Here is a 26923-nt window from a genome sequence, read left to right as displayed (position 1 = left end):
TATTTACTTTTTACACAGATTCTAGTTTTAATCGTTTAATACCAAAATCTGATTTCCTTAATTTGCACATTCTTTCATCTGAAATGTGATGGAAAACAATACCTTCAATGTCATTCTCTGATAAGAATATTTCTAAATCCTTAAAATCAAGACTTACAAAATCAAGTACTTCACTTCCGTGTTTTACCAATGTATGTTTCTCAAAATTTTCAGGGTTTCCTTGAACTTTTGGTCCGCATAATTCGTAGGTTCCGTCAACTTTGCTTTCTAATCCATCAAAACCTTCAAAAAAATGTTTGTCCTCCGATTTTGAACGGTCGCATTTTAACCAGTGTGGATGATGACCTGATTTTGGATCGGCTTCCTGACAAGGAATTGCACCCATCGGGATTGCTCTTCCCTTTTTAGCATCAAACCTTTTAAATATTTCACCGCCTATAATCGCTGCCGATGTACCATCAAATTTTCTAGTTGCAATGGCTTCTCCATCAAAAACCCATTTGTTTTCAATATTAATTTTATCTACTACCCTTCCTAAATCATTAGGGTCTTTGGCGAATAATGTGCTTATCTTTTTCATCGTATATTTTTTAATTTTTCATTTTGTACAGGAAGAGTCCCGATAGCTATCGGGGCGAACTCTCAGGAAACTGATCCTAAATCAGCCGTGTTTACCATTTCACCATTCCTGCGTTTTTTTAAAGTTGCTAAGGTTCTGAGATGCTAAGAGACTAAGTTTTTTTAACTTTTAAATCCGAATCTCAACAACTTTAAAAACCATTTCATTTGTCTGGGAAGCAGTCCCGATAGCTATCGGGAGAACCTGCGACCTCCCGCATCCAAAGCGGGTAAACAACCTCCGTTATCTTCCCGGATTTTTTTTAAAGGTTCTAAGGTACTGAGATGCTAAGGGACTAAGTTTTCAACCTCTACCGCTTTGTACCTTTGCAACTCTATCACTAAAAAACTCAGAATCTTAGTGCCTTAGCACCTCAGTGCCTTTAAAATAAGCGGCTCATACGGGAGTCGAACCCGTTTCTCCCGAGAGACAGTCGGGAAGGTTAGCCAGTAACCCCAATGAGCCAGTTCCTTCTAGAGAACAAGTGATTTTGGAAGGATTCGAACCTTCGACCATCTGCTTAGAAGGCAGACGCTCTATCCAACTGAGCTACAAAATCATTTATTTTTTATTTTGCCACGAAGGCGCTAAGGCACTAAGGTTTTTTTACGCTTATTAAATCTTTGCGACTTTGTGCCTTCGTGGCAAAACTATGGGCATAAAAAAAGCACCCGATCAAAGGTGCTTTACAAAATTCAACGTGATATAACTATCCTATTGCCTATATTGATGCACCTGCATTGCGAAACGTCCAAGATCGAATCTTGAGTTTAGTGGTAATCCGTATGATATTTTATTTTGTAAAGCCATTTTATATGCTGTATTATATTTTAAAATTCTTGTTATTATTTGAAATGCTGTGTTTCAATTTTGTTTGGCAAAGATAAAGTCGAAAAAATCATATTTCCAAATATTTTTTAAGATTATTTTCCTGACTATCAATTAGTTACGCCTTAAATTAAAACAAAGAAATTCCTGTCCGCAAACTGATGCAGATCTCTATTTTGTATCAAATGACTGTTACTCATCAGATTACTTTCCAATACTATATTTCTCTATTTTGATTAATCATTAAACATTTTGGTCAATTATTTTTTTAGTTTTTTTAATTATGGTTTGTTTTTCTATCATTCTAAACATCTTTTTTGTCACACTGAGCGAAGTCAAAGTGCTTTTTAAACGAAGTCAAAGTTGCTTTAAAACAAAAAAAGCGCCCTACTTTGAGGACGCTTTTTTATTTTATGATGAGTTTGACTCTAAATTTTACATTTCAATTTCATAAAAATACATATTGCATCCTGATACTTTAGCCGGAAGTGATCCTGCTAAGTGGTCAAAATATTTTGCAATTGAAAGTCTCATCTGTATTTTTTCTGTTTTTAAATTATGGGAACAAATGTAATATTTTATTTCTTAATTTAACATTTTACAATAAAAATGTTAAAATTATTATTTCCAAAACTTAACTATTAAGCATACGTCTTATCAATCTGACTTAAAATAGTCGGATCCTGAATTTCATTATCTTTCGCAAACAATAAAACTTTAGACATAACCTCAGCCGATTTAGGATCATCATCTGCAAATGGAAGGAATAAACGTCCTCTGTGTTGCGAATGAATTGGCAATATCGATAAATATTTACCTGGCATCTGATGTACAACCGCACTTCCTAAATGAACGCTATACTCTGCCAATTGTCCTTTGATGATGGCATGATTTCCTGTAATTTCAACATTCTTGATTTTGAATAAACGCAATGTTTCTCTTAACAATACTGCTCTCATCTCGATAGAAGAATGACTCGCTTCCGGATCAACGCCACCAACGTGGGCAACGCTTACCACCAAATCAATATCACGCATTACTTCTGAGAAAATCCTCGGATTAATATCTTCAAAAGCAATGTTTTTATAATCTTTTAAAGAATGGAATTCGATAGTTTCTAAAGTCGGACTTTCTACATCTGCTGGAGAGAACCAATCTGCCATCGCATACATTTTGACCTGATAACCTTCTTTATGGAAAACCTTCTGCAATCCTTCTTCGTAATCTACTTTCCAACCTCTTGTTTTCAATAAAGCCAAAGTTTGGTTCGGCTGAACTTGATGCCCTGCATAACGTCTTGAAACCGATTTCTCTTTCAATTCATCTGGTGTTGGAACATACAATTCTCTAAAAATCTGTTTAAACGGCTGTTGCAATTTATTATCAAAACAATATTTCTGGTAATCTACCCAAACGTTATTTTTATGCAAATCGAAACAGTGTGCGATTCTAAAAGTCTGCTTTTCGTTTAACGAAATCATTTCTCCTAAACCGGTAACTAAACTTCCATCGACATAAAAACCAATCTGATTGTCATTAGAAATAAAAACTAATTTCTCTAGATGTTTTGAAATAATTGGATGTTCGAAAAGGTTTTGCATTTCTGCGAATAAAAACTCGTCGCCGCGAATCATACTTTCTTCCAAACCTTTTCTTGAACGAGTCCATTGCTCACGCATGGTTTTTCGGTAATTGGTCAATTCCAAAATGCCTTTATCTTTTTTGTATTTCGGCGGAATCGATTTTAATTCCTTATCGCCTTTCAAAGTAACCAAATCGGCTTTTCCTTCTTTGTTGATGACCAAGCTTATCGTTACATCATCTAACTTAACTTCAGTTTCTTTTGACAGGATATTTTGAACTTGTTTCGTTTCCATTGCCCATGTCAAACGAACTGGATCTGGATAACCCGCATTTCTCGCTAAGTTTTCTAAAGCCACACGAATAGCCAAAGCTTCGCTCGCCTGTTTCATCGAACCGAATTCTTTGCTTTCTTTTTTAAACTGCTGTAAATATTCGTAACGCGCCAAAATATCTTTTTCTGGACTTGTTTTACTTAACGGAACCAATCCATAAACTCTTAAATAATCCTGATCGCGTTTGTCTTTTACTTTGGCCGTAACTTCTCTAATTTTCAAATCTCCTGTAATCGTATCAGCGTACAATCTGGCACGCCTGTGACCATTTCCGTCTGTTACATATTTGGCAGATTCGTATAAAAGTTCCCATTTTGCTTTTCCTAATTTCTTGTAAGCCGATGTAAACCAATCTTTATCTACAGCACCATCTTTAAAATCTTGCAAATCTAAAGTCGAAAATCTCGCTGCTTCACTTTCTAATTCTGAATTGGTTGCACTATAAGAAGCCGTTTTAGTATGCGCATGAAACCACCAGATTCCTTCATCCAGACCATTCCAATCCAAATAACTGCTGATAAACTTTTGCCATTGAGGCGCATAAATAGCAGTCTGAATCAGTCTTTCTTCAGAAATTTTGGCTTTTTTAATTAAAGCATTAAAACTTTCCTGCGTATCAGTTTCTAGCGGATAACATCTTTTCAACAAGAAACTAAATAATTTCTGTTTCGTTAAATCGGTGTAGCTCCATGAGTAAATATAACCTTTGTACAAACTTGCTTTTCCAAGCGCTGTAATCAATTCGACTAAGCGGTTTGCTCCAAAAATCTTCTGGAAACTTTGTACCAAATGCGTTACCGAAGTATTAGAATCGCCTCTTTTGACCTCAACATCCAAAAATGTTTCACGGATTTTATCTACCATCGAAACTAGGAATGGAAATCTAGCCAGTAAGTATTCGCTTCCTTGATTTCTGTAATTTCTGCTTCCGCCCGTTAAAAATGAAATTCTTTCCGGATCCAAAATACCTTCGTACAATTCACCTTCGGTAATTAACTTTTGTTCAAATGCAGCACTATATAACTGAACAAAAGGTTTGCAGTACGAAATATTTCTTTCTAGTCCGTTCAATTGTCTCCATCTGTATAGATTCCATATCTTAATTTCTTGTTCTGTAGTTACATTTCCTAAGTCGATTCTGTTTAGATAAACATCAAAAAAGTTCTGATTTTGCCAGCCGTTTCCGTTGTTGTTATTGTAATAATATTCATTTTTCCCAGGCACATATTCAAACTCTTTTACAGATTCTGGAAGATCTGCATACAAAGTCGCACAAGCGTCGATTAAGAAATCGGCTTTTTCTTCAAAAACATATTTTACTTGCAACGCATTCAAAATATTCAGAATCGCATTGTCCCAATCGTAACCTCTTTTGTTTGGATGAGGCAATAATTCTTTATAATAAAAAACATGTTTTTCGAGGAAATCACGCCAAATCTTACGGTCGCAATTGCTTACAAATGTCAGCAAAAACAAATCTCGTCTTATTAACCCTGATTTTTCAAACCATTCTTCCCAAACTTCATACAACGGATAATTGTTTGCTGCCAATTCTGAATTCTTTTCGTCTTTTAGATTTTTTAATGGTCTAAAAGAATTTCCAAGCAGAACAGTCGATTTGCTATTATCGTAGTTTTCAATTTCGTATTCGTAATTTCTGTTTTCTTCAAACAATTTATAAAGCTTCGCAATTTCATCTTTAATATGCGGCATCGATTTGGAGAAACCGTATTGATGTTCTTTTACCGCTTTTGCATACAAAGAATCTGCTCCTACTTTAGGAAGTTCATAAGCAGAAATTTCGTTTGGCGTAAAAAATCCGTAACCGTTTTCTGCGCTTAAGAGATCTTGTTTTTTTGAAGGTTCTAACTGCTCAATAAATTTGGCTTCTTTCTCGGTAATTTTTGGCCTTTGCAGATAATCTTTTACCCAATCGTTAACCTTATCCGTCAGTTTATTGTTTTTCTGAAGCTGAAGCATTACGTCTAGCATAGACATACGCTGTTCTAAATCGCCTTTTTCTATAGTCTGATTAACAAAATTGACTACTTTCTGATCTTCTTGTTTGATTAGAATCGACGTTAGATTTTTCTTTAAATTAGAATTTTTACGTTTAAATAATTCCTGAAAAATAATTAATTCATCTTCTGTTAAACTCAAATCTTTCAAAACATTAACTGCCGAAGCCACAAGAGATTCTCCTCGATCTTTTAAAATTCTCAACGCAAAATTTCTTTGAAATTCAGTTGGTTCTGTTTTGGTTGGATTGTTTTGATTGCTATAGTAAGAATAGCTGTAAAAACTTCCCAATAAATTTCTCGTCAGTTTCTCTCTTAAGTTGATCGAGAAGCCTTCAAAATGTTGTAAAACCGCATCTAATCTTTCGTTGTTATCGCCAACCAAATTAATCGCTGCGGCATAAAGCGTATCTCTTTCGAATTTTACATTTAACCACGAAAACACCTTTCCTTCAAAAGTTTTTTCTTTTTCTGTAATGCTTTGCGCTAGATTGTAAACTTTATCAAAGAAGTTCGGATAATCTGTATTTTCAATATAGAATTTCGATTTTGTATTAGCCTCCAACAAAGCATTCATTCTCGGAACTGCAAATGCCAAAACCTGCAGATTTTCATCTTCTAACGCTTTAAAATAGAGAGGCATTTCGATATAAGGATCGTTGGTTTCTCCCGCAAATTTTAATGCCAGCGATTTCTTTTCGACCGAACCTTTTTCTAATAATTCATGCAGATACGGAACCGTTTTCTCGACATCCAAAACACCTTGAACCCAAAGCGCCATATAAACTTCGTTATTATTTTTGCTTTTTACGCCTGTCGCAATCGTTTCTGGTTTGGTAAAATAACCCGAAGCCAACTCGATAATATTACGAACCGTAGTTTCTTTTTCAGAATCCCAACCCAAACCTGTCCAAGTATCAATCGCTCTTACAACCGATGAAAAACGAGTCAGTTTATTATCAATAAGCACTTTGATCATGTACTGCAAAGCGCCGATACTTGTTTCGTCTAAAGCTTCCAGAATCGTTTGGCGCAAACCTTCCTGACGCTGAGCCGCCAAAAGCAGTTTTTCTACCAACTCCCAGTTCTGCTGCTTTTCGCTGTTTAAAAGTGCTTTGATGATATTTCTAGACACTTTTCCGTGTGGATCTTTATTGAAAATAATGTCTTCAAATAATTGAAAAAGTCCTTCTTTACCAGAATCTAATGCAGCAGACCAAACCATGAATTTAGTAATGGTATTCGAAATCTCGGTATCGTAGCGAATTTCATCTTCAATACTTAAATCATAATAAAAAGTGGTGCTGTCATGGTAATTGTATTTGTAAGGTCCGTTTAGCAAAGAACGCAGAAAATTAATCTGATTGACCAACAGATAACTTTTATGATTTGGTGCTCTAAATGCTCTTCGCGTATAACCCGTCTGATACATTTTTTGAGGCAATCTGTTCCAAGCTTCTTTTACGAATGCGGCGTTTTCTTTGCCAAAAAAGTAAAGCAAAAGCTCGTAGTAATTTTGATCTTCCCACATATCCTCTTTTACCAAAGTCGCAAACTTTTCGGCTTCTGCAGAACCAAGAGAAATATAATTACTATAATAATTGTCCTGAAGTTTAACGAGTTCTAGACCAAACTCCGCCACTTCTTTTTTGAGTTTTGCTTTAGAAAATAATTTCGTAACCAGATTACTGTTTGCAATTTCTTCCAATTCTTTTTTAAATCTCTTAATTGGATTTTCGATTACTTTACTTTTTAATAAATCTTCAATTGTCATAATTTTTATTTTTTTGTGAAAAGTAAAATGTAAACTGTGAGATGTTTTTTGAAAAAGCCTAAATCTAACTTTCACATTTAACAGCTCACAACCAACATCTTAATTCTCACATTTTACGTTTTACGTTTCACATCTAACATCTCACATCTAACAATTACCAATAGCTTCCCGCCAAGAAAGTCAGCCTGATAAAAGTGAGGTTTTTATTTTGAGATAAATCGATTTGTTCGGTTAGCGTTTCTAGCTGATCGTCGCCGTAGAAAACAGCGTACAAACCATCTTCAAAAGCTACAATGGCATTTTCTTGCGCTTTGGCCAAATCTACTTGGTTGTGATTGTACAGCGCGCCAAAACCTACTTTTCCGGTATCGGTAAGAATGGGTAAATAATTTTCTTTTGGAAGATGGATTTTGTCTTCGTCTTCAAACTCAAAGGATGAAGAACGGAACAATTGAACCTGATGATCAACAATCGATTCTATGAGTTTTTGGGTAGTAATAGCAGGATTTTCAATATCCAGAGCGATACTTTTTTCCTGAAGGAGCGGATGTTTTTTTCCTAATTGTTTAACTGAGATGTTTATATTCATCTTTTGTGGCATTTATAATAATGCTGTAAAGTAAGAATTTTAAAGCAGGTTTCACTTAAAATAATGTCTTTTAATTGTTAAAAAATCTAGGATTAAAAGCGCTATTGGATACTTCAAATTCAAGAAAACCTTATTCTGTCATTTTTATGTCTTCTAAGGCTTCTTTTTCTTTTCCTTCTTGTATAAATTTATAATTATACCACAACTTTAACTGCCAGCATTCTGAGCAGTAATTCAACAACATTTTCAGAAAAAAAAAGCTGCTCCAGCACATTCTTGCCAAAGAATCTGGAATAGCAGACAGACTGCATATTAATCTACAAAAAATAAAACCATGAGCTTTTTAGCAAAACTACAAATCGACGGAGAAGAATTTAATGTATTGGATTTTAATCTAAAGTTTAAGCAAGAAATTGATGCTGCCAGCAAACCAACTGGCAATGCCAAAGGCGGAATTATAAAAATAAGCATTGAAGCCAATCAGAGCACCAATTTCTTGTCTTGGATGCTGAGTGGTGATTCTACAAAAAACGGAAAGATTGTTTTCTATAGAAGAGATGCCTTAAGCAAAATGAAAGATCTGCAATTTAATAAAGCCTACTGTATTGGCTATGAGGAGCAGTTTTCAAGCACAAACAAAATGCCAATGATGATTACCATGGAACTGACCGCTAAAGAACTCGTTTTTGGCAGTGCCAAATTTGCCAACCAATGGATCTCATTAGACTAAATCTTTAAACTAACCCACATAGCAATTATGTCAGCATTTTCAGAATATGTGCATATCTCCATCAGCGGATTTACACAAAATGTTATTTATTACAATCTGCAGCTAACCCAAAAAATGGCAGACCACCATTATTTTTCTTTCTTATGGCAATACACTGGAAAGCCCATTATTGAGCCACAAGATCAAGAAGAAGCTTTTAGCATTTATATAGGACGCGAAGTCATTTTTACTTTCAAAGTAAACGGTGTCAGATTGATGTCTAAAGGTAAAATTACAAGACTGGACTCTATTGATCTTCACGGAAGTCCTGTGGGCTTGCATGTAACAGGAACGAGCCACACGATCTCTATTGACGAGATGAAAAAATCCAGAATCTTTCACGAACAGAATCTGCAGCAGATTGGGCTTGAAGTTTTTTCAGAAGAAGGATCAGGAGAATTTTATCAGCGAGAATCTATCGTTCCTACCTATATCAAAGAATTCAAATTTAAGACGCAGTATAACGAAACCAATTTTGATTTCCTTAAACGCCTTGCCACACGATACGGACAATGGTTTTATTTTGACGGAATGCGTATGCAGTTTGGAAAGCTTAAAAACAGCAACGTAACGCTCATAAACGAATCTTCGCTTCATAATTTCAGGATCGAAGCCTATTTGGTTTCGCACAAAACTGCGTTCAGCGGCTATAATTACCTCAATGCCGAGAATATAAAAAATGCATCGGCAAAAACGGTTGAAGGAAGCCAAGACCGATTTGCCTCTATGGTGGGCTACAAACAGGCAAACATTGTCCAGCATGGTTTAAATAACAGCGCCTACACCAACAATGCGCAAAACAGTGAAGAAATTGACCTGATGGTAAAACTGCAGACTTCTGCCCGAGATGCCAACAGCGTATTTTACAGCGGTACATCTTATCTGCCTATTGGTCTTGGACAGATGTTTAGCATTGAAAACAAAAACATAAAGCACGATCTAGTGGCGGTCGAAGTCAAACACTGCTCTGAAGTAAACGGAAATTACACCTGTCAGTTTAGAGCCATTCCTGCCGATGTCGCTGCTCCGCATTATACAGATGTAAATGTTTTTGCCTCCAGCGAGAGCCAGCCAGCCGTAGTTATTGACAATAATGATCCTGAAAAATTAGGGCGCATAAAAGTACAGTACTTCTGGGGTGCATGGAATTCTAAAAGTGACTGGATGCGTGTACTTCAGCCTTATTCTGGCTCAAACAAAGGTTTATATTTTAGACCTGAAATAGGCGAAGAAGTCCATGTAAGTTTTGAAGGCAGCAATGCAGAACGCCCTTACATTTCTGGAACTTATTACAACGGAAAAGAAATGCCCGATTTCTTTGATGCCGAAAACCGAATTAAAGGATGGAAACTCCCTTTTGGAATGCTTTTTAAGTTTATTGAAAAAGTGGGCATTTGGCTTTCTGACTCAAGCAGTAATGAAATTCATTTGGATGAGGAGGGCAAAAATATAAATGTTACTTCTCCTGAAACTGTAACGATCCGCGCTAAAAATATTGTTTTTGAAGCTACGGAAAGTATCACATTTACAGCGGGAACAAATATTTCTGAAAATGCAACTTTAGATAAAACCACTATTGTTGGTGGAGTGCTGCATACAAATGTTATAGGAAATAGTATGTTTTATGTTGGTGGAAATCATGATGAGAATATTGAAGGTGATCTAAATTCAGATATCAAAAAAGATAAAATTTATACAGTTTCAGGAAAAAACATTCATCAAAGTGAAAATGGACATGAATTCAATTCCGATAAAACTATAAAAAACAATAGTTCGGAAGATACAAGACAAAATTAAACTGACAGAATATAATAAATTCAAGAAATGACCAAAACCAGACGTGTTGGCGGGAATGCAACTTACATAGTAAGAGGAACTACAAAAGAATTTGCCAACGAAATAGAAATAAACTCAAACGGACGCATAGAGTATAATGCACCTGAATATACTTATGGCGATCCAGAACCGAGACCAGTTAGAGAAGATCCTGAAATTGCTTTTTCAGGCTGCTGGACATCAGATTATGAAGGAATGAGAAATTTGGAACAGGACAACAGAGGGCCTAAATCTTCTTTAGGTAAAACCGTTTATTTTCAATTGACTGTGAGCAATGATATTCCTATCGGTACAATTATTACGTTTCAGCTATGGGATAAAGATACCGGAATGTTTCTGGATTGGCTAGTTCCCGATGATGATAAACTCGATGGTAAAAAAGTATATAGAAATGCTATTGTAAGAGAAGTAAACGGAAAACGCATTATGACCATTGAGTTATTTTTGAACCCAAAGTGGAATAGTGACCTTTTATCAGACAAAGGCTATTTTAAAGATGGCTGTCTAGATTTTTATTGGACTTGGAAATATCGTAATCAGGATTGGATTTCAAATAATAATTTATTGAGTGTTTACGCTTCTGAAACCGCTTTGTTTATAAAACCTGCCTATGAAGGTTATGGCTTTCCTGAAATACGAACTGCAGATGGAGAACTTATTGTTTTCTCTGCTGGAATTGTTGCTACTGTAGAACCATCGAAAGAATTAGAAAAAATAATGGATACTATTTTAGATGACATTAAAGATAATGCCATTGCAGATGTTCGCGAGAAGATGGTAAAATACAGTGACAAACTAAGGTATTCTATTGCAGTAAAAAAACTCAAAAAAGGATTTTTAGCCAACAACTTGGGTAAAATAGAATTTAGCAGAAGACTTTACACTAAACCCGTATTTGATAACAGCGGTAAACTTTACGAAATTACACAAGCTGCGAATTTTGGTTATAGAAAAGAAGGAAAACTTATAACAACTAAAGGAATAAGCCAATTGAATTATTTTAAACAGGTTGGGGTTCGTAATGCTGTTTTAAAAAATGTAGAAAAACTAGATTATGTCTTACAAGCCTTAGATCTATTACGTTTTGCAATGGATGAAAAAAAAATGGAAACTATTACAACCATGTTTGCTCCTTTAGATTTTTTAAATGCTATTGTTTATCCAAGCATAAGCAAACCTATTGAACAAGTTTGGAATGGAATGGTTTCAGATGCTGTTGAAGAAGCAAAGGATAGAGGGCTTAATGGTATTTATGAATTAGCAGATGCAAAATGGTTTAAAAAAGAAAAATATGGAAACTATCAATACACTCTTATTAATCAACAAATATTGGACAAACTATTAAAAGGAGAAATAAAAACAATACAAAAATTAAATGACTTATATGAAAATCAATTAATCAAAAATAATTATGACAAATCTCTTTTTGAGTATACTCTCCTTCATTATTCAATAAAAGATCATACTATTGATGATTATAAAACTTATGTAGATTGTATCTTTATAAATTAGCAAAATGAAACATATTTATATCCTTATTTTAGTAACCACATTACTAACATCTTGCTTGGAAAAAAAAGGTCCGATTGAAGTTAAGCAATTAGATACTAAAGAAATAGTTACTATTTTACCAAGTTTAAAAAATCCCCATATTAAAGATAGTGTAGTCTTATCACTTCCTACTGAATTTCAGATAACAATGGATTCTTCTGTGGATTATGTAGTTTGGCTTTATCGAATTGATAATAGAACATTAAGAGATGGGTCTTTTGATTATCAAGTATATAAAAAGCAAAATAAAAGAAAAGTTATCTATCAGTTAGATTCAGATAAATCATTAATTGATATACCAATTGATATAATCATAAAAGAACGAAATCATCTAATATCGAAAGTTGACGCTTTAAAATTATTAAGAAAATACAACCAAAATAGATCTTTGGATAATTTGAAATTTGGAGACACAATAAAATTAGTGACATACGATAAATTTAGAAATGAAAACAAAACACTCATTAACAACTTTGAAAAAATTCCTGATTCTATTCATTTTAAAGCCGTTAGAGGTACGAAAGAGAATTTTTATGTAGTAAAAAAAATTACTTGGTAAAATAAAAAACCTCGATCCCAAAAAGTCGAGGTTTTTCCATTTTATAAACCTTACTCCTCGCTCAAATAAGGATTCAAAATCTCCGCCAATTCATTGAGCCAATAATAATTGTCTTCAAAATTGGTTAGTCCTATTTGGAGGGTCCCGATAGCGCGGATTTGCAATCCGTGCCCACAACAGTTTGACACAATAAAGATCATTAAAACAAAGTACAAACCAAACTGTTGCGGGCACGGATTGCAAATCCGCGCTGTCTGGTTTTCAAAAAAGACTTATACTAAAAAAAATATCCCGACAAATAGACATTGTCGGGATTTGAGTTTTTATTGAGATAATTTACGATTGTTACTACAAGCCTTATAAATCTGTTTCTCTGAAAATGGCGATAAGGCTTCTGCCAGATTACGGCTGGTTCTTAAACAGCTCAGTATTTTTTGCCTTAAATTGATATCGTCGCCAAACTCTGTATGCATTAATAGCTCGAAGATTTCCTGCAAATACATGGGCTGTTCTTTGTAATCTCCATCAAACAATTCGTCTGAAAGGAAATTAATTACGGATGGCACTACATCACGATGTGTTGGTTTTTGATTTTCTTTTTGCATAGTTCTGAAAATATTAAACACACGAAACCCACGATCGGTTGTGCAAAAACATTCCAAGGAATGAGATTAGGGCTATCACTAGCACCCTCAACGTAACGTGGGTTCGCTTATATTAAACTTAAAAATAATTTTTTAAGGATTTCTCCTTGGTGTAATGTTTTTGCTCTGCAAAGATATGATTTTATTTTAAAAAGAAAGAAAAAGCTTACTTTTTTTTTCATTATAATGCTTAATTATTTTCGAGTTATAAAATTATAAATTTCAATGGTTAATTTTTCAATCTCTTTGCTCTTAGACAAAATTTCCCACGGAAAATTTTGCTCAAAAACTCTCTCGCTTAGATATCTCTTATTAATGATTGTCCCAAATACTTTATATTTTTTAGTTTCGTAAAATGATTTATTAAGGATGAAAGTATTATTTATTCTTCCTATTTCCTCCCTCAAAACATTCAAAAACTCACCAATATATTGTTTTTTAAATTTTGAATAATCATGTTTTTGTAATGCTGTCTCGATTTTTGTTTGAATTTCCGCCTCATTCTCTTTCAATAAATTTTCATTACAAAAATTAATCAAAACAATTTTCCAAACATCATTTGTAAGCAAATTTTCAATCTCCCTAATTTCCCAAATTATTTTAGGATAAAAGTTATCTTCTTTCGCATCTAATAATGCTTGTAGTCTTTTCTTCTTAGCCGAGTTCTTCTTTCTTGTCTCATTATCTGAATCTGCTAAAAGAAAAATTCTGTTACTCACTGATAAAGCATTTATATCTTTTAAAATAAGTTCCGCTTCCTCTCTTTCTATTTCCTGATCAAAAAAATAATGGTCAATATTTGATCCAGCATATTCAAAAAATGCAAAATCTATATCCTCTTTAATATTAACATATCTTTTTTTATCATTTTTTAAAAGATAGTAAGTATATGATTTTAAAAATGCTTTTACATAATTACGATCTGATATTCCTTCAACCCAAATACTACAATTTGCCATGAAAACGGAAGAATTATTTACTCCTAAATCCTTGAGCAAACAATTATCGCCCCTATTCACATTCTTAATGGTAAACTGCTTATCATTTACTTCGTTTTTTCTTTGAGAAAATAAATAAATTGACACATCCTCTTTCTCAATTGTTAAATCTAAAAAATGATTTGAATGGGTAGTTATTATATATTTGAGTTTCTTGCTAGTTAAATCATTATTAGATGCAATTTGTTCTAGAAATAACCTTTGCATTCCAGGATGTAAATTGAGTTCAGGTTCATCAATAAAAATAAATGATTCAGGTTCAGCCATAAAAATTTTATACATCAATATAATTAATGCTTGAACACCATCACCTAAATTATATAGTTTTCTAGTTTCTTTTTCACCTTCAACATGTATAAGAATTAGTTCCGATTCATTAATTCCTTTTTCATTATCATTTTTATCAAATTTAGCTACAATATCAATTTGTTTACCGTCAAAAAAATTGATGCTTAAAAATTTTTCAAAATTTTCAAACTGAATTCTTATGCTTTTTTCTGAATTTCTTGAATTCAATATATCTCGATATAAATGTAGCCCAGTAAAAATTTGAACGTTCCTGTCTATTTGATAGTTTTGCAGGTAAGTATGAAGAAATATATCTTTTTCAATCTTTTCATAATCATTTGTACCTGGTACTTCTAATTTCTTCTCTGAGCCATATTTTGTTATTTGAAATAATGAATGAGCACTTCTTAAAGTTGGAATATAATACTTTTTAGGCTTAAATTCTATTGTGTGTATTTCTTCATTTCTAGAATAATTCTCTAAAAATTCATCCTTCATACTAGAATAACGAGCTATTTCATTAAGCCTTTTTTTGTTATCTTTTATAATACTATTAAAATTATCTTCGTTAGATTTATGAAGCGTATTCCTTTGAATTCTATCCGCTTGTTGATCCATTACACTACCACTACTTATAGCACTTCTGACAGTATGTCTATCTACAAATTGTTTAATTTTATCTCTATTAAACATTTCAACATATAAATTATACTCATCAACAAGTTGTCTTCTCAACAATAAATCATTAATTCCGTTATATGAATTTAGAGACATCAATTGTCTCATAAATCTACTTTTACCGCAATTATTTGCTCCAACAATTATATTTATTGAATTAAATTTTGGAAAATATTCTATTGAATGATCATCATCATTTAAGAAATAATCTTTAAATAATTTTGGGTCTAATATTAAATCCCAAGCTTTTTCCATAATTATTATTTTAACATTTTTTCTAATTAAAAATTACTAATCAAAAATGCAGAAAATTTCGCAAAGACTTTTACGGTTTTCCATAATCTCCTTAATTTTAATTTGCTCAAATATATACAAACAAAAAAGCCCTCAAACCAAGTACAAACACCTGATTTAAAAGCCAACAAATAATCTTTATAATTAAGATCTAAATCCCAAAAAAGCTTTTAGAATTCCTCGTCGTTTCCTCCGCTACTTTAACTAAAGTAATTCCTTTAAACTGTGCAATTGTTCCGGCAACATACGGCAGAAAAGCAGGTTCGCAACGGCGTTCGTGGTATTTCTTTAAGAGGCTGTTCGGGACATTTTTAGGAAGCATAAACGGCGCATCGGTTTCAATCATCATTCGGTCTAGCGGTACGTACTGAATGACTTCTTTTAAATGGCTGAAACGCTTGGCATCTGAAATCGCTCCCGTAAAACCCAGATAAAATCCGTTATCGAGATAGGTTTTGGCTTCCTGCAACGTTCCCGTAAAACAATGCACAACGGCTTTTGGCAGTTTCGGCAGATAGTCTTTTGTGATATTCATAAACGAACTAAAAGCGCTTCTTTCGTGCAAAAACAACGGCTTCTGTACGTCAATCGCCAATTCTAATTGAGCTTTATAACATTCTTCCTGTTTGTTTCGGGGCGAAAAATCACGATCAAAATCGAGTCCGCATTCGCCAACCGAAATGACGTGTTTCAGTTCTAATAATTTCCTGAGTTTCGAAATACTCTGCGAATCGAAACTCTTCGCATCATGCGGATGTATGCCCGCCGTAGCGTACAACACGCCCGGATATTGCCTCGCAATCTTTGCAGATTCTTCACTATTTCGTACGCTGGTGCCTGTGAGTATCATTTGCGATACGTCGGCGTCGAGCGCATCTTGTATGACATCGTCTATGTCGTTTTGGAATTGTTTGTTGGTTAGGTTGATTCCTATGTCTATGTAATTCATATTTTTTAAAAGTTGCTAAGGTTCTGAGATACTAAGATGCTAAGTCTTTTCTCTCTGTTGCCTTAAATTATTTATTTTTTTGCCACGAAGGCGCTAGGGCGCAAAGTTTTTTGTTTTTAATCTCGCAAAGGCGCAGAGTCGCTAAGTTTTTTTTTTAACCACAGATTATTAAGATTAAAAGGATTATTTTAAAATCTGCACAATCTGTAAAATCTGCGTGAAAAAATTATTTGAGCTCAAAGTAACCGCAATATTTGTCATTTCGACGTTAGGAGAAATCTTCGCGAGAAACTCTACAAAGATTGGACTAACGTTGTGGAGCCACTTGTGGAGATTTCTCCTCCGTCGAAATGACATAAAATGAGGATAATCGCTGTGATGAGAAACCTTAGAATCTTAGCATCTCAGAAAAACTAGTCTTCTTTGCTCCCGTCATCTGCCATTCTCACCAATTTCGGCGTGAACTTCGCCACAACATCAACTAAATCTTTCTGTGCTTCCATGACCTGATTGATATCTTTATACGCCATTGGAGCTTCGTCAAGACCTGCTCCGATAAGCGTAACTCCATGATCTCTCAGGATCGATTTCATTTCGGTTTGTGTGATGTTTTTTATGGCTTGAGTTCTGCTCATTTGTCTTCCTGCTCCATGCGAAGCCGAATTAATTGCGTTCTCCTCGCCTTTTCCTCTCACCAAAAATCCCGGTGCGGTCATACTTCCCGGAATGATTCCCATAACGCCTTTTCCCGCTGGGGTTGCTCCTTTTCTATGTACGATCACTTCTTCGCCATTCCAGATTTCTTTCCATGCGAAATTATGGTGGTTTTCGACTTTGGCTAAAATCGTCGCACCCAAAGCGCGTTCCATTTTGTTATGAATAATCTCATGACAAGCCGAAGCGTAATCTCCCGCCAAATTCATCGCCATCCAGTATTCCTGACCCAATTGCGAATTCATATCTAAATACGCCAAGTTTTTGGCTACTTCTGGAAGTTTACATTCGTCTTTGGCAATTTTAGTATAATAGCCGGCAATTGTGGCTCCCATTCCGCGTGAACCGGAATGCGTTAACAAAGCGACGTATTTTCCTTTTGGGATATTTAAAACTGCATCGTCTTTTGCAAATTCCATGATTCCGAATTCCACAAAGTGATTTCCGCCACCCGAAGATCCTAATTGCGACCAGGCTTTATCTTTCAAGTTCTTCACAAACGGATTCATATTGAATGTTTCGTTTTCCAAAACCGCATGATCTGATTTGTACTGACCATGAAATCCGTGACCTGCTCCAAAAATAGAATTCGCGATTAATTCTCTTTTGAATTTGGCTTCATTTTCAAAGTAAAAATCCTCCGGAATATCGTAAACTGACAATGCCATTCTACACCCAATATCAACGCCAACACCATACGGAATAATGGCATTTTTTGTGGCTAGAACTCCGCCAATCGGTAATCCGTAACCTTGGTGCGCGTCTGGCATTAAAGCGCCAGCAACCGTAACAGGAAGTTTCATAGCGACTTCCATTTGTTTTCTGGCTCCGTCTTCGATATGATCTAATCCGTAAGCCGAATACGCATTCGGATTCTGATTTAAAGCAATGAAATCTTCTGGTTTTTCATTCGATTTTTCGATCAAAGCCACAGCGAGTTTGCTGAAGATTTTATCGTCTATATAGTTCTCCGGAGTTTCTAAGACGTTTTTGTAGTGAGTGATCATTTCGTCTCTCATGAATCCGTTTCTTTTGCTGTTTATTTTTAAGGCAATCCCAATTATTTTTCCTTCTGGGAATCCTAATGCTAATATATCTGTACCGTTTATTTGTGTTTTCATTTTTTTTGTTTTTTAAGGGACAAAGGCGCAAAGGTTTTTTGCCGAGCAAAGGCATATTTCTCGCAAAGTCGCTAAGACGCAAAGTTTTTATTTAAAGTGATTAACACGCCGTTTGTCATTTCGACGTAAGGAGAAATCTTCGCAAGTAACTCCGTAATCAAAATCGTCAATCTTTGTAGAGCTTCTCGTGGAGATTTCTCGTTCCTCGAAATGACAAACTGTGTCTTTAATTTTATTTAATTGATGTTTTCAACATTCATTTTTTAATTTTTAAAAGAGGTAACACTTAGGAATGGTCTAATTTTCTTGGAACGAAGTAACCATTTCCTGACGACACTCTTTTTTAAGAGCAATATTCTATAAGCGACTTTTAGGATTCGAACCTAATATTATCATGCCGCGAAGTAGCGCTTTATAGACGGCATCTTATTTTTTGAAAAAGTAATAATTTATAAGAGTTAATATTCAACCTAAACGAAGTAGCTCTCATACACGACATTTTTCAGTTTTAAAAAGAAGTAAAAAGCAATAAGAGAAACGGGGCTTGTCTTGCCAGAGTCGAACTGGATAACCTTGCTGATTTTACAACTTCGCTATTCCTCCCCAAATTTGAGACGAAGTAACTCTTATTTACGACATTCTTTTTTATTTTTAAAACAAGGCAACAAACGATAAGTGAAATTTACGTGCTCTACCACTGAGCTACACTTCCTTTTATATTTTTTTTCTTGCGGAAGTGGCGGGGCTCGAACCCGCGACAACGTCGTTAACAGCGAAGTAACACTTATCTACGACACTTGCTTTTTATTCTTATTTTCAATGAACTTATTTCTTTTGCAAATATTCAAATCATACTGCGCAATTATTTTACGCAGTAGATTCTTTTTTTACAATTCTATTCGGTTAATGTAATTCAAAGCGCTGTTTTTATCCTCTAAAGCATTCAAAACATCAAACACTTTATCTGACCAGCCGGCTATTAAATATACATCGTTTTTTTCGATATTTATTGGCGACTGACCGTAACCAGCCAAATCAAATAAATACAATTTTGCATTTGGTGCGATACTTTTGTATCGGTTCCAGGAGTTTGCAAATGAGTCTTTTGTGTACGCGTTATTCCACATTTGAACGTCTGTAAACAACATTACTTTGTCTACAATTTCTTTTCGGGCGATTAAATCTTCCAAAACCAAATGACCGTTTGTAGCGTAACCCACTTCACCTTCGCGTTTGTAATATTCATTAACATTAGCCAATATGCTTCGTTTTGGCATATTAATTATTTTCCAACGATCACCAAACATACCGCTTACCACATTTTTACAACGGCTTTGCATTAACATACCCAACATCAAACCGATATCATAAAGCAATACTTTACTTTTTGGTGAAATTGGCTGTTGCATTGAACCCGAAACGTCACAAGCAATTACAACTGATGTGTTTACATCAAAACCTTTTATGTTTTGTGAACTCGCCATAACAGCATCTTCCAAAGCATCTAAAACCATTGAAGTATATTTAGAATTCAAGTCTTTCACTTCACGATAAGCGGCTAAAAATCGGAAAGGCAATTGTTTTGAGTTTGCGACTGCTTTTTCGTTAGAAAGATAATCGCACACTTTTTGGATATGAAAACCAGAAACATTCGCTTCTAAGATATTTCGTAAGTTACGCAACAAAGCCATGTAACCTATTTTACCGCTATCAATCAATTCTTCCCATTTTTGAGTAAATGCTTTTTGTTTTTCAAATTCGTTATAAAACTTAATCTGACCTAATTGCGACAACTCAGTTTCCCAAGTATATGGCGTTTGCAAAGTGTTACTCACAACTTTATTAAAAATGGTTTGTTGCGCTTCGTCTTTTGCTTTCGGATGAACCAAAAACAAAGCATCTTTTAATTTTACAGCACCATCGCGATTGTATTTGGCAAATTGATATTCATCAAATTTGTTGAACGAAACCGCTAAACCTTTTTGAATTTGTTTTGATAAACGGTTTAATTTCTTAACGCCATTACGTTCGTTTGCCATTTGATAATAAGCCAATAATTCTGTGATTTCATCTGCACGCTGAATTACATTGATTATCATTTTACTGATTAATGAATCGCCAGAATAAATTTTAGCCAATTCTACAACCAAAACCAATGGCACAGAACGCATATGCATTTCGTTACGGGCATAAACTGCCAATTTTGCAACAAATACTGGATTACATTTTTTAATCAAGTTTTTGATTCGCTCTAAACGAGTTGTATCTTTTTCATAAAATGAAGCACTTAAGCTTGTTGTTACAACTGCTGCGTATAATTCGTATTCTGATGTTAAAGAAAAAGCCGGAGCATTTTCGTGATTAACTATATTGTTTTTCTCTTTTGCTAAAAAATTGAATTTCATAATTTCTGGTTTTTAAAATTAGACAATGGTTATTGTTTTATTTCTTGAGCAAAGATTTCAAAACGACTACGCAATTATTTTGCGCAGTAAAAAAAGAATTTTAAATTTGAGTAAAAAACAAGATGAATTTAGAGAAAATCTATTCTGAATTGCTTTCGAATATTGGCTTTTCAGCAAATGAAATTCAGCAAAACTGGTTGGATCTAGAAAAGGCATATTCCAAAAAATCAAGGCATTATCACAATCTCACGCATTTAAAAGAAATGATTGCCAGTTTTGAAATGTATCGTGATAAACTTCAAAACCCAAACGAAATATTATTTTCGATTTTCTATCATGATTTTGTGTATTCGGCTTCCAAAAAAGATAACGAACTTAAAAGTGCCGAATATGCTTTATCTATTTTTACAGATATTAAACCCGACAGGTTTTTAAAACCTGTCGGGTTTGCGGAATTTGATCGTCACTTGGTTTTTGACGCGATCTGCGCAACACAGCAACATCAACAAAATGCAATTGAAGATATTAATTGGTTAATCGATTTTGATTTGAAAATCCTCGCTAAAGATTGGGAAGATTATAAAATCTATTTTGAACAAATTAGAAAAGAATACCGCATTTATCCTGATTTTCTATACAAACCTGGACGTGCAAAAGCGTTGAAACATTTTCTAGAAAATGAGTTTATTTTTCAAACGGATGAATTCAGAAATTTATACGAAGAAAAAGCTCGCGCTAATATTGAGAAAGAAATAAAGTTATTAAGCTAAAAATTGAATCTCGCAAAGACGCAGAGTCGCAAAGTTTTTTCTCTCGCAGATTGAGCAGATTTAAGAGATTTTTTTTAATCCTTTTAATCCATATAATCTGTGGCTTAAAAATAAAAACTTTGCGCCTTCGCGACTTTGCGAGCAAAAAACACACAAAGCAATGTCACAAAACAAAAACGCCTTAATCCGATACAAAACCATCGATAAATGCCTTCAGAATAAATACAGACAATGGACACTCGAAGATTTAATCGAAGAATGTTCAGAGGCTTTATTTGAATATGAAGGACGACAAAATCCAATCAGCAAACGAACGATCCAAATGGATATTCAATTGATGCGAAGTGAAAAATTGGGTTATAATGCGCCAATCGTGGTTTACGATAAAAAGTATTATAAATATGAAGATGAAGATTTTTCGATAACTGATATTCCGCTGACGGAAACCGATATGAATGTTTTAACCGAAACGGTTTCGATGCTGAAACAGTTTAAAGATTTCTCTTTATTTAATGATGTATCAGATATTCTACAGCGTTTGGAAGATAAAATCTACGCTGAGAAATCGCATACCAAACCTGTTATTTATTTGGATAAAAACGAAAACCTAAAAGGGCTTCATTATTTAGATGAAATTTATCAGGCGATTATTAAAAAGATGGTTTTGATAATTACCTATAAATCGTTTAAATCGCGAGAAGAAACCAAATTTCATTTTCATCCTTTTATATTAAAGGAGTTTAATAATCGTTGGTTTTTAGTCGGAAAGAAAAAAGCCTCACAGCCGATTACCAATTTGGCTTTAGACAGAATCATTTCGATTGATTATGATTTTAATCTGCCTTATATAGAAGAAGATTTTGATGCCGACATTTATTATAAGGATGTAATTGGCGTAACTATAAATTCAGGCTTACAACCGAGACGAATTGAATTATGGGTGGATGCTTCAAACGCGCCTTATGTACTTACAAAACCGTTGCATACTTCTCAGCGTATAATTAAACAAAATGAAGACGGAAGTGTTATTATACATATATATGTAATTCCAAATTACGAAATGGAACGTCTTCTGTTAGGTTTTGGAAGCTGTCTGGAGATTTTAAGGCCAGAAGGTCTGAGAAATCGTATGAAAAAGATACTTCAAGACGCTATTTCACGCTACAATTCAGTACAACCAACTGAAATAAATGCATAATTTTTTAAAGAATACAGAATTAAATGCGTTTTAAAAACTAAAAAAGGATTTTTACAGCATTAAAAATGTTAAAATCTAAAAAAAGAATAGTATATTACACTTAAAATAAACAACCAAAACCCTCTAAATCAGGGATATTTTATAACTAACCAAAAAATTATTAAAAAATTATATGCATGCATAGTATTTTTTAATTATATTTGAAATCGATATAGTTACCTATGAAAGACAAAACGATAGATTATATTTTAAGAGCGACATGGCAAGCTGTTTCAAGAATGTATAATGAAGAGGCTGCTAAATATGATGCAACAATGGCGACAGGGTTTGCTCTTTTAAGTATGGACAAGGAAGAAGGAACTCCATCAACCGCTTTAGGTCCGAGAATGGGCATGGAAGCCACCAGCTTAACAAGAACCTTAAAATCTATGGAAGAAAAAGGTTTAATTGTTCGCAAAAAGAACCCAAGTGACGGAAGAGGTGTTTTAATCTATCTAACCGACTTTGGAAAAGAAAAAAGAGATTTATCTAAAAATACAGTTCTAAAGTTTAATGAAACCGTTAGAAAACATGTTTCAGAAGAAAAACTGAATCATTTTATCGAAGTTTCTGAAATCATCAACGAACTGATTCACGATAAAAACATATTTAATCAAACAGAAAACACAGAAGAAAAGTAATCAATTTTGATTGTCCTGATTCTGTAAAAAAACAAATAATAACAAATATGAAACGCACAATTAAAAAAGTTGCTGTAATTGGATCCGGAATTATGGGTTCAGGTATAGCTTGTCATTTTGCTAACATTGGTGTCGAAGTTTTACTTCTGGACATTGTACCGCGTGAATTGACCGAAGCTGAAGCTAAAAAAGGATTAACACTTGAAAGTAAAGCCGTTCGCAACCGTGTGGTAAACGAACATTTGGCGAATTCATTAAAATCGAAACCATCTCCTATTTACAGTCAAAAATTCGCAAATAGAATTACGACTGGAAATACGACGGATGATATGGCAAAAATTGCAAATGTTGATTGGATTATCGAGGTTGTTGTAGAGCGTTTGGATATCAAAAAATTAGTTTTTGAACAAATCGAGAAATTCCGTAAACCGGGAACTTTAGTTACTTCAAACACTTCTGGTATTCCAATTCACTTTATGAGTGAAGGAAGAAGCGAAGATTTCCAACAGCACTTCTGCGGAACTCACTTTTTTAACCCTGCGCGTTACTTAAAATTATTTGAAATTATTCCTGGTCCAAAAACTTCAACTGAAGTATTGGATTTCTTAAACGAATACGGATCTAAATTTTTAGGAAAAACTTCGGTTGTTGCTAAAGATACTCCGGCGTTTATTGGAAACAGAATTGGTATTTACGGAATCCAGAGTTTATTCCACTTGGTAAAAGAAATGGGATTAACAATTGAAGAAGTTGATAAATTGACTGGTCCGGTTATCGGTCGTCCAAAATCGGCTACTTTCCGTACGGTTGACGTTGTTGGTTTAGATACTTTGGTTCACGTTGCCAACGGTATTTACGAAAACTGCCCGAATGACGAACAACACGAATTGTTCAAACTTCCTGATTTCATCAACAAAATGATGGAAAATAATTGGTTAGGAAGTAAAACTGGACAAGGTTTTTATAAAAAAGTAGATAAAGATATTCTTTCTCTAGACTTAGATACATTAGAATACCGCGCTGCGAAAAAAGCAAATTTTGCAACTTTAGAATTAACTAAAACTATCGATAAACCTATCAATCGTTTCAAAGTTTTAGTAAAAGGAACAGACAAAGCGGGAGAATTCTACCGTAAGAGTTTCGCCGGAATGTTTGCTTATGTGTCAAACAGAGTTCCAGAAATCTCAGACGAATTATACAAAATTGACGATGCCATGAAAGCTGGTTTTGGATGGGAAAATGGTCCATTCGAAATCTGGGATGCAATTGGTGTTGCCAAAGGAATTGAAATCATGAAAGCTGAAGGTTTAGAGCCTGCTGCATGGGTTACTGAAATGCTGGCTTCTGGAAGCGATAGTTTCTATACTGTAAAAGAAGGAGCAACTTATTTCTATAACATTCCAACAAAATCTCAAGTAAAAGTTCCTGGACAAGATTCATTTATTATCCTAAACAACATTCGCGAAAGCAAAAAAGTTTGGAGTAACAGTGGTGCAATCATTCAGGATTTAGGAGACGGAATCTTAAACTTAGAATTCCAATCTAAAATGAATACAATTGGTGGTGACGTTCTACAGGCTATCAATAAAGCAATCGACTTATCAGAAAAAGAATATCAAGGTTTAGTTATTGGAAATCAAGCAGCGAATTTCTCTGTTGGAGCTAATATCGGAATGATTTTCATGATGGCGGTTGAGCAAGAATACGACGAGTTGAACATGGCAATCAAATTGTTCCAAGATACAATGATGCGTGTTCGTTACTCTTCTATTCCAGTTGTAGTAGCGCCTCACGGAATGACTTTTGGCGGTGGATGTGAAATGAGCTTACACGCTGATAAAGTGGTTGCTGCTGCAGAAACGTACATGGGATTAGTTGAATTTGGTGTTGGAGTTATCCCTGGAGGTGGTGGTTCTAAAGAAATGACTTTAAGAGCATCTGATTTATTCCGCAAAAACGACGTGGAATTGAATGTTCTTCAAGAGTATTTCTTAACGATCGCAATGGCTAAAGTTTCAACTTCTGGTTACGAAGCTTTTGACACTGGGCTTTTACAACACGGAAAAGACATTATCGTAGTAAACAAAGATCGTCAGATTGCTGAAGCTAAAAAACATGCTTTATTATTAGCTGAAGCTGGATATACACAGCCTATCAGAAGAAACGATATTAAAGTTCTAGGAAAACAAGCTTTAGGTATGTTCTTAGTTGGAACAGATCAAATGCAGGCTGGAAAATACATTTCTGAGCACGACAAGAAAATCGCTAACAAACTGGCTTATGTAATGGCTGGTGGTGATTTATCTGAAGCAACTTTAGTATCTGAACAATATTTATTAGATATCGAACGTGAAGCTTTCTTGAGTTTATGTACAGAGCGTAAGACTTTAGAGAGAATTCAATATATGTTAACTAAAGGAAAACCGCTTAGAAATTAGAAAATAGAACAAAGAGAATAGAATATAGATTAAAGACTTTGTAAAGTCTATTTTCTATACTCTATCTTCTATACTCTTAAAAAACAAAACAAATGAAAACAGCATATATAGTAAAAGCATATAGAACAGCAGTTGGAAAAGCTCCAAAAGGTGTTTTTAGATTTAAAAGACCTGATGAATTAGCTGCAGAAACCATTCAGTTTATGATGGACGAACTGCCTAATTTCGACAAAAAACGTATCGACGACGTTATGGTAGGAAATGCCATGCCGGAGGCGGAACAAGGTCTTAACGTTGGACGTTTAATCTCTTTGATGGGATTAAAAGTAGAAGACGTTCCTGGTGTTACAGTAAACCGTTACTGTGCATCTGGATTAGAAACTATCGGGATGGCGACGGCTAAAATCCAATCAGGAATGGCAGATTGTATCATTGCAGGTGGTGCAGAAAGTATGAGTTATATTCCGATGGGAGGTTACAAACCAACTCCGGATTATAAAGTTGCAGCTGCAGGTCACGAAGATTACTATTGGGGAATGGGTTTAACTGCTGAAGCGGTTGCTAATCAATACAAAATCTCTAGAGAAGATCAGGATGAGTTTGCTTACAACTCTCACATGAAAGCTTTGAAAGCGCAGGCAGAAGGAAAATTTGACAAACAAATCGTTCCAATTACTGTTGAGCAGACTTTCATCAATGAAAATGGAAAAAAAGAAACTAAGTCATACGTTGTAAAACAAGACGAAGGTCCAAGAGCTGGAACTTCTGTTGCTGCTTTAGCAGGTTTAAGACCAGTTTTCGCTGCTGACGGAAGTGTAACTGCTGGTAACTCTTCTCAAATGAGCGACGGTGCAGCATTCGTTTTAATCATGAGTGAGGACATGGTTAAAGAATTAAATCTTGAGCCAATTGCCAGATTAGTAAACTTTGCTTCTTCTGGTGTTGAGCCAAGAATTATGGGTATCGGTCCTGTAAAAGCAATTCCAAAAGCATTGAAACAAGCCGGTTTAACATTAAACGATATTGAATTAATTGAATTAAATGAGGCTTTTGCTTCACAAGCTTTAGCAGTAACTCGCGAATTAAATATTAACCCAGAAATCGTAAACGTAAACGGTGGAGCAATCGCTTTAGGTCACCCACTGGGATGTACAGGAGCTAAACTTTCTGTTCAGTTGTTTGATGAAATGAAACGCAGAGGTAATAAATACGGAATCGTTTCTATGTGTGTGGGAACTGGGCAAGGTTCTGCGGGGATTTACGAGGTTCTTTAAAAAGAGAATAGAA

At 34.5% G+C, this 26923-nt stretch carries 17 protein-coding genes and 2 tRNA genes; 9 read left to right on the top strand and 10 right to left on the bottom strand.

The genetic code is table 11. The features are described from left to right. Positions 1–10 precede the first annotated feature (10 nt). From AC1Q5Z_RS17405 to AC1Q5Z_RS17385, 5 genes are all read right to left on the bottom strand, one after another. Positions 11–580, bottom strand: a complete 570-nt coding sequence (locus AC1Q5Z_RS17405; RefSeq protein WP_343585620.1) for a hypothetical protein — start codon at positions 578–580, stop codon at positions 11–13. 431 nt (positions 581–1011) lie between these two features. Beyond that, positions 1012–1084, bottom strand: a tRNA-Asp gene (locus AC1Q5Z_RS17400). 20 nt (positions 1085–1104) lie between these two features. Beyond that, a tRNA-Arg gene (locus AC1Q5Z_RS17395) sits at positions 1105–1178 on the bottom strand. A 910-nt stretch (positions 1179–2088) separates the two neighbouring features. After that, complete coding sequence (locus AC1Q5Z_RS17390; protein WP_492446133.1) at positions 2089–7155, bottom strand: DUF4132 domain-containing protein; 5067 nt, start codon at positions 7153–7155, stop codon at positions 2089–2091. Positions 7156–7309: 154 nt separating this feature from the next. Beyond that, complete coding sequence (locus AC1Q5Z_RS17385; RefSeq protein WP_492446132.1) at positions 7310–7744, bottom strand: hypothetical protein; 435 nt, start codon at positions 7742–7744, stop codon at positions 7310–7312. Positions 7745–8078: 334 nt separating this feature from the next. Here AC1Q5Z_RS17385 and tssD point away from each other — a divergent pair, with 334 nt between their 5' ends. The 4 genes from tssD to AC1Q5Z_RS17365 are packed head-to-tail and all read left to right on the top strand — an operon-like array spanning position 8079 to position 12459. Beyond that, the gene (gene tssD / locus AC1Q5Z_RS17380) at positions 8079–8474 is read left to right on the top strand and encodes a type VI secretion system tube protein TssD (protein ID WP_492446130.1); all 396 of its coding nucleotides are present in this window, start codon (positions 8079–8081) and stop codon (positions 8472–8474) included. Positions 8475–8501: 27 nt separating this feature from the next. Then, positions 8502–10310 carry a type VI secretion system Vgr family protein gene (locus AC1Q5Z_RS17375; protein ID WP_492446128.1) on the top strand — a complete coding sequence of 603 codons (1809 nt, stop codon included), beginning with the start codon at positions 8502–8504 and terminating at the stop codon, positions 10308–10310. 27 nt (positions 10311–10337) lie between these two features. Next, positions 10338–11861, top strand: coding sequence for a hypothetical protein (locus AC1Q5Z_RS17370; RefSeq protein WP_492446127.1), 1524 nt, complete (start codon positions 10338–10340; stop codon positions 11859–11861). A gap of 4 nt (positions 11862–11865) precedes the next feature. After that, positions 11866–12459 (top strand): hypothetical protein, encoded by a 594-nt coding sequence (locus AC1Q5Z_RS17365; RefSeq protein ID WP_492446125.1) that lies wholly within the window; start codon positions 11866–11868, stop codon positions 12457–12459. 323 nt (positions 12460–12782) lie between these two features. Here the strand turns inward: AC1Q5Z_RS17365 and AC1Q5Z_RS17360 are convergent, their stop codons facing one another. From AC1Q5Z_RS17360 to AC1Q5Z_RS17340, 5 genes are all read right to left on the bottom strand, one after another. Continuing rightward, complete coding sequence (locus tag AC1Q5Z_RS17360; protein ID WP_492446123.1) at positions 12783–13064, bottom strand: hypothetical protein; 282 nt, start codon at positions 13062–13064, stop codon at positions 12783–12785. A 233-nt stretch (positions 13065–13297) separates the two neighbouring features. Then, positions 13298–15322 carry an AAA family ATPase gene (locus tag AC1Q5Z_RS17355; protein WP_492446121.1) on the bottom strand — a complete coding sequence of 675 codons (2025 nt, stop codon included), beginning with the start codon at positions 15320–15322 and terminating at the stop codon, positions 13298–13300. A 190-nt stretch (positions 15323–15512) separates the two neighbouring features. Beyond that, on the bottom strand, positions 15513–16310 hold the full coding sequence (locus AC1Q5Z_RS17350) for a TatD family hydrolase (protein ID WP_492446119.1): 798 nt from the start codon (positions 16308–16310) through the stop codon (positions 15513–15515). Between the two features lie 413 nt (positions 16311–16723). Further along, complete coding sequence (locus tag AC1Q5Z_RS17345) at positions 16724–18145, bottom strand: RtcB family protein (RefSeq protein WP_492446117.1); 1422 nt, start codon at positions 18143–18145, stop codon at positions 16724–16726. Positions 18146–19032: 887 nt separating this feature from the next. Then, complete coding sequence (locus tag AC1Q5Z_RS17340) at positions 19033–20550, bottom strand: TROVE domain-containing protein (protein WP_492446115.1); 1518 nt, start codon at positions 20548–20550, stop codon at positions 19033–19035. 122 nt (positions 20551–20672) lie between these two features. Here AC1Q5Z_RS17340 and AC1Q5Z_RS17335 point away from each other — a divergent pair, with 122 nt between their 5' ends. The 5 genes from AC1Q5Z_RS17335 to AC1Q5Z_RS17315 all read left to right on the top strand — a co-directional run bounded on the left by AC1Q5Z_RS17335 (position 20673) and on the right by AC1Q5Z_RS17315 (position 26910). Then, positions 20673–21320 (top strand): HD domain-containing protein, encoded by a 648-nt coding sequence (locus AC1Q5Z_RS17335; RefSeq protein WP_492446113.1) that lies wholly within the window; start codon positions 20673–20675, stop codon positions 21318–21320. 160 nt (positions 21321–21480) lie between these two features. Continuing rightward, positions 21481–22518, top strand: coding sequence for a helix-turn-helix transcriptional regulator (locus AC1Q5Z_RS17330; RefSeq protein WP_343585595.1), 1038 nt, complete (start codon positions 21481–21483; stop codon positions 22516–22518). A gap of 221 nt (positions 22519–22739) precedes the next feature. After that, positions 22740–23198 (top strand): MarR family winged helix-turn-helix transcriptional regulator, encoded by a 459-nt coding sequence (locus AC1Q5Z_RS17325; protein ID WP_274253820.1) that lies wholly within the window; start codon positions 22740–22742, stop codon positions 23196–23198. 47 nt (positions 23199–23245) lie between these two features. Further along, positions 23246–25636 carry a 3-hydroxyacyl-CoA dehydrogenase/enoyl-CoA hydratase family protein gene (locus tag AC1Q5Z_RS17320; RefSeq protein WP_492446110.1) on the top strand — a complete coding sequence of 797 codons (2391 nt, stop codon included), beginning with the start codon at positions 23246–23248 and terminating at the stop codon, positions 25634–25636. 92 nt (positions 25637–25728) lie between these two features. Next, on the top strand, positions 25729–26910 hold the full coding sequence (locus tag AC1Q5Z_RS17315) for a thiolase family protein (protein WP_492446108.1): 1182 nt from the start codon (positions 25729–25731) through the stop codon (positions 26908–26910). Positions 26911–26923 lie beyond the last annotated feature (13 nt).

Source organism: Flavobacterium sp. GW823-FHT06G12, assembly GCF_058794775.1.
The sequence above is the reverse complement of the archived record's forward strand: the minus strand, read 5'-3'. Positions and strand labels throughout refer to the sequence as shown.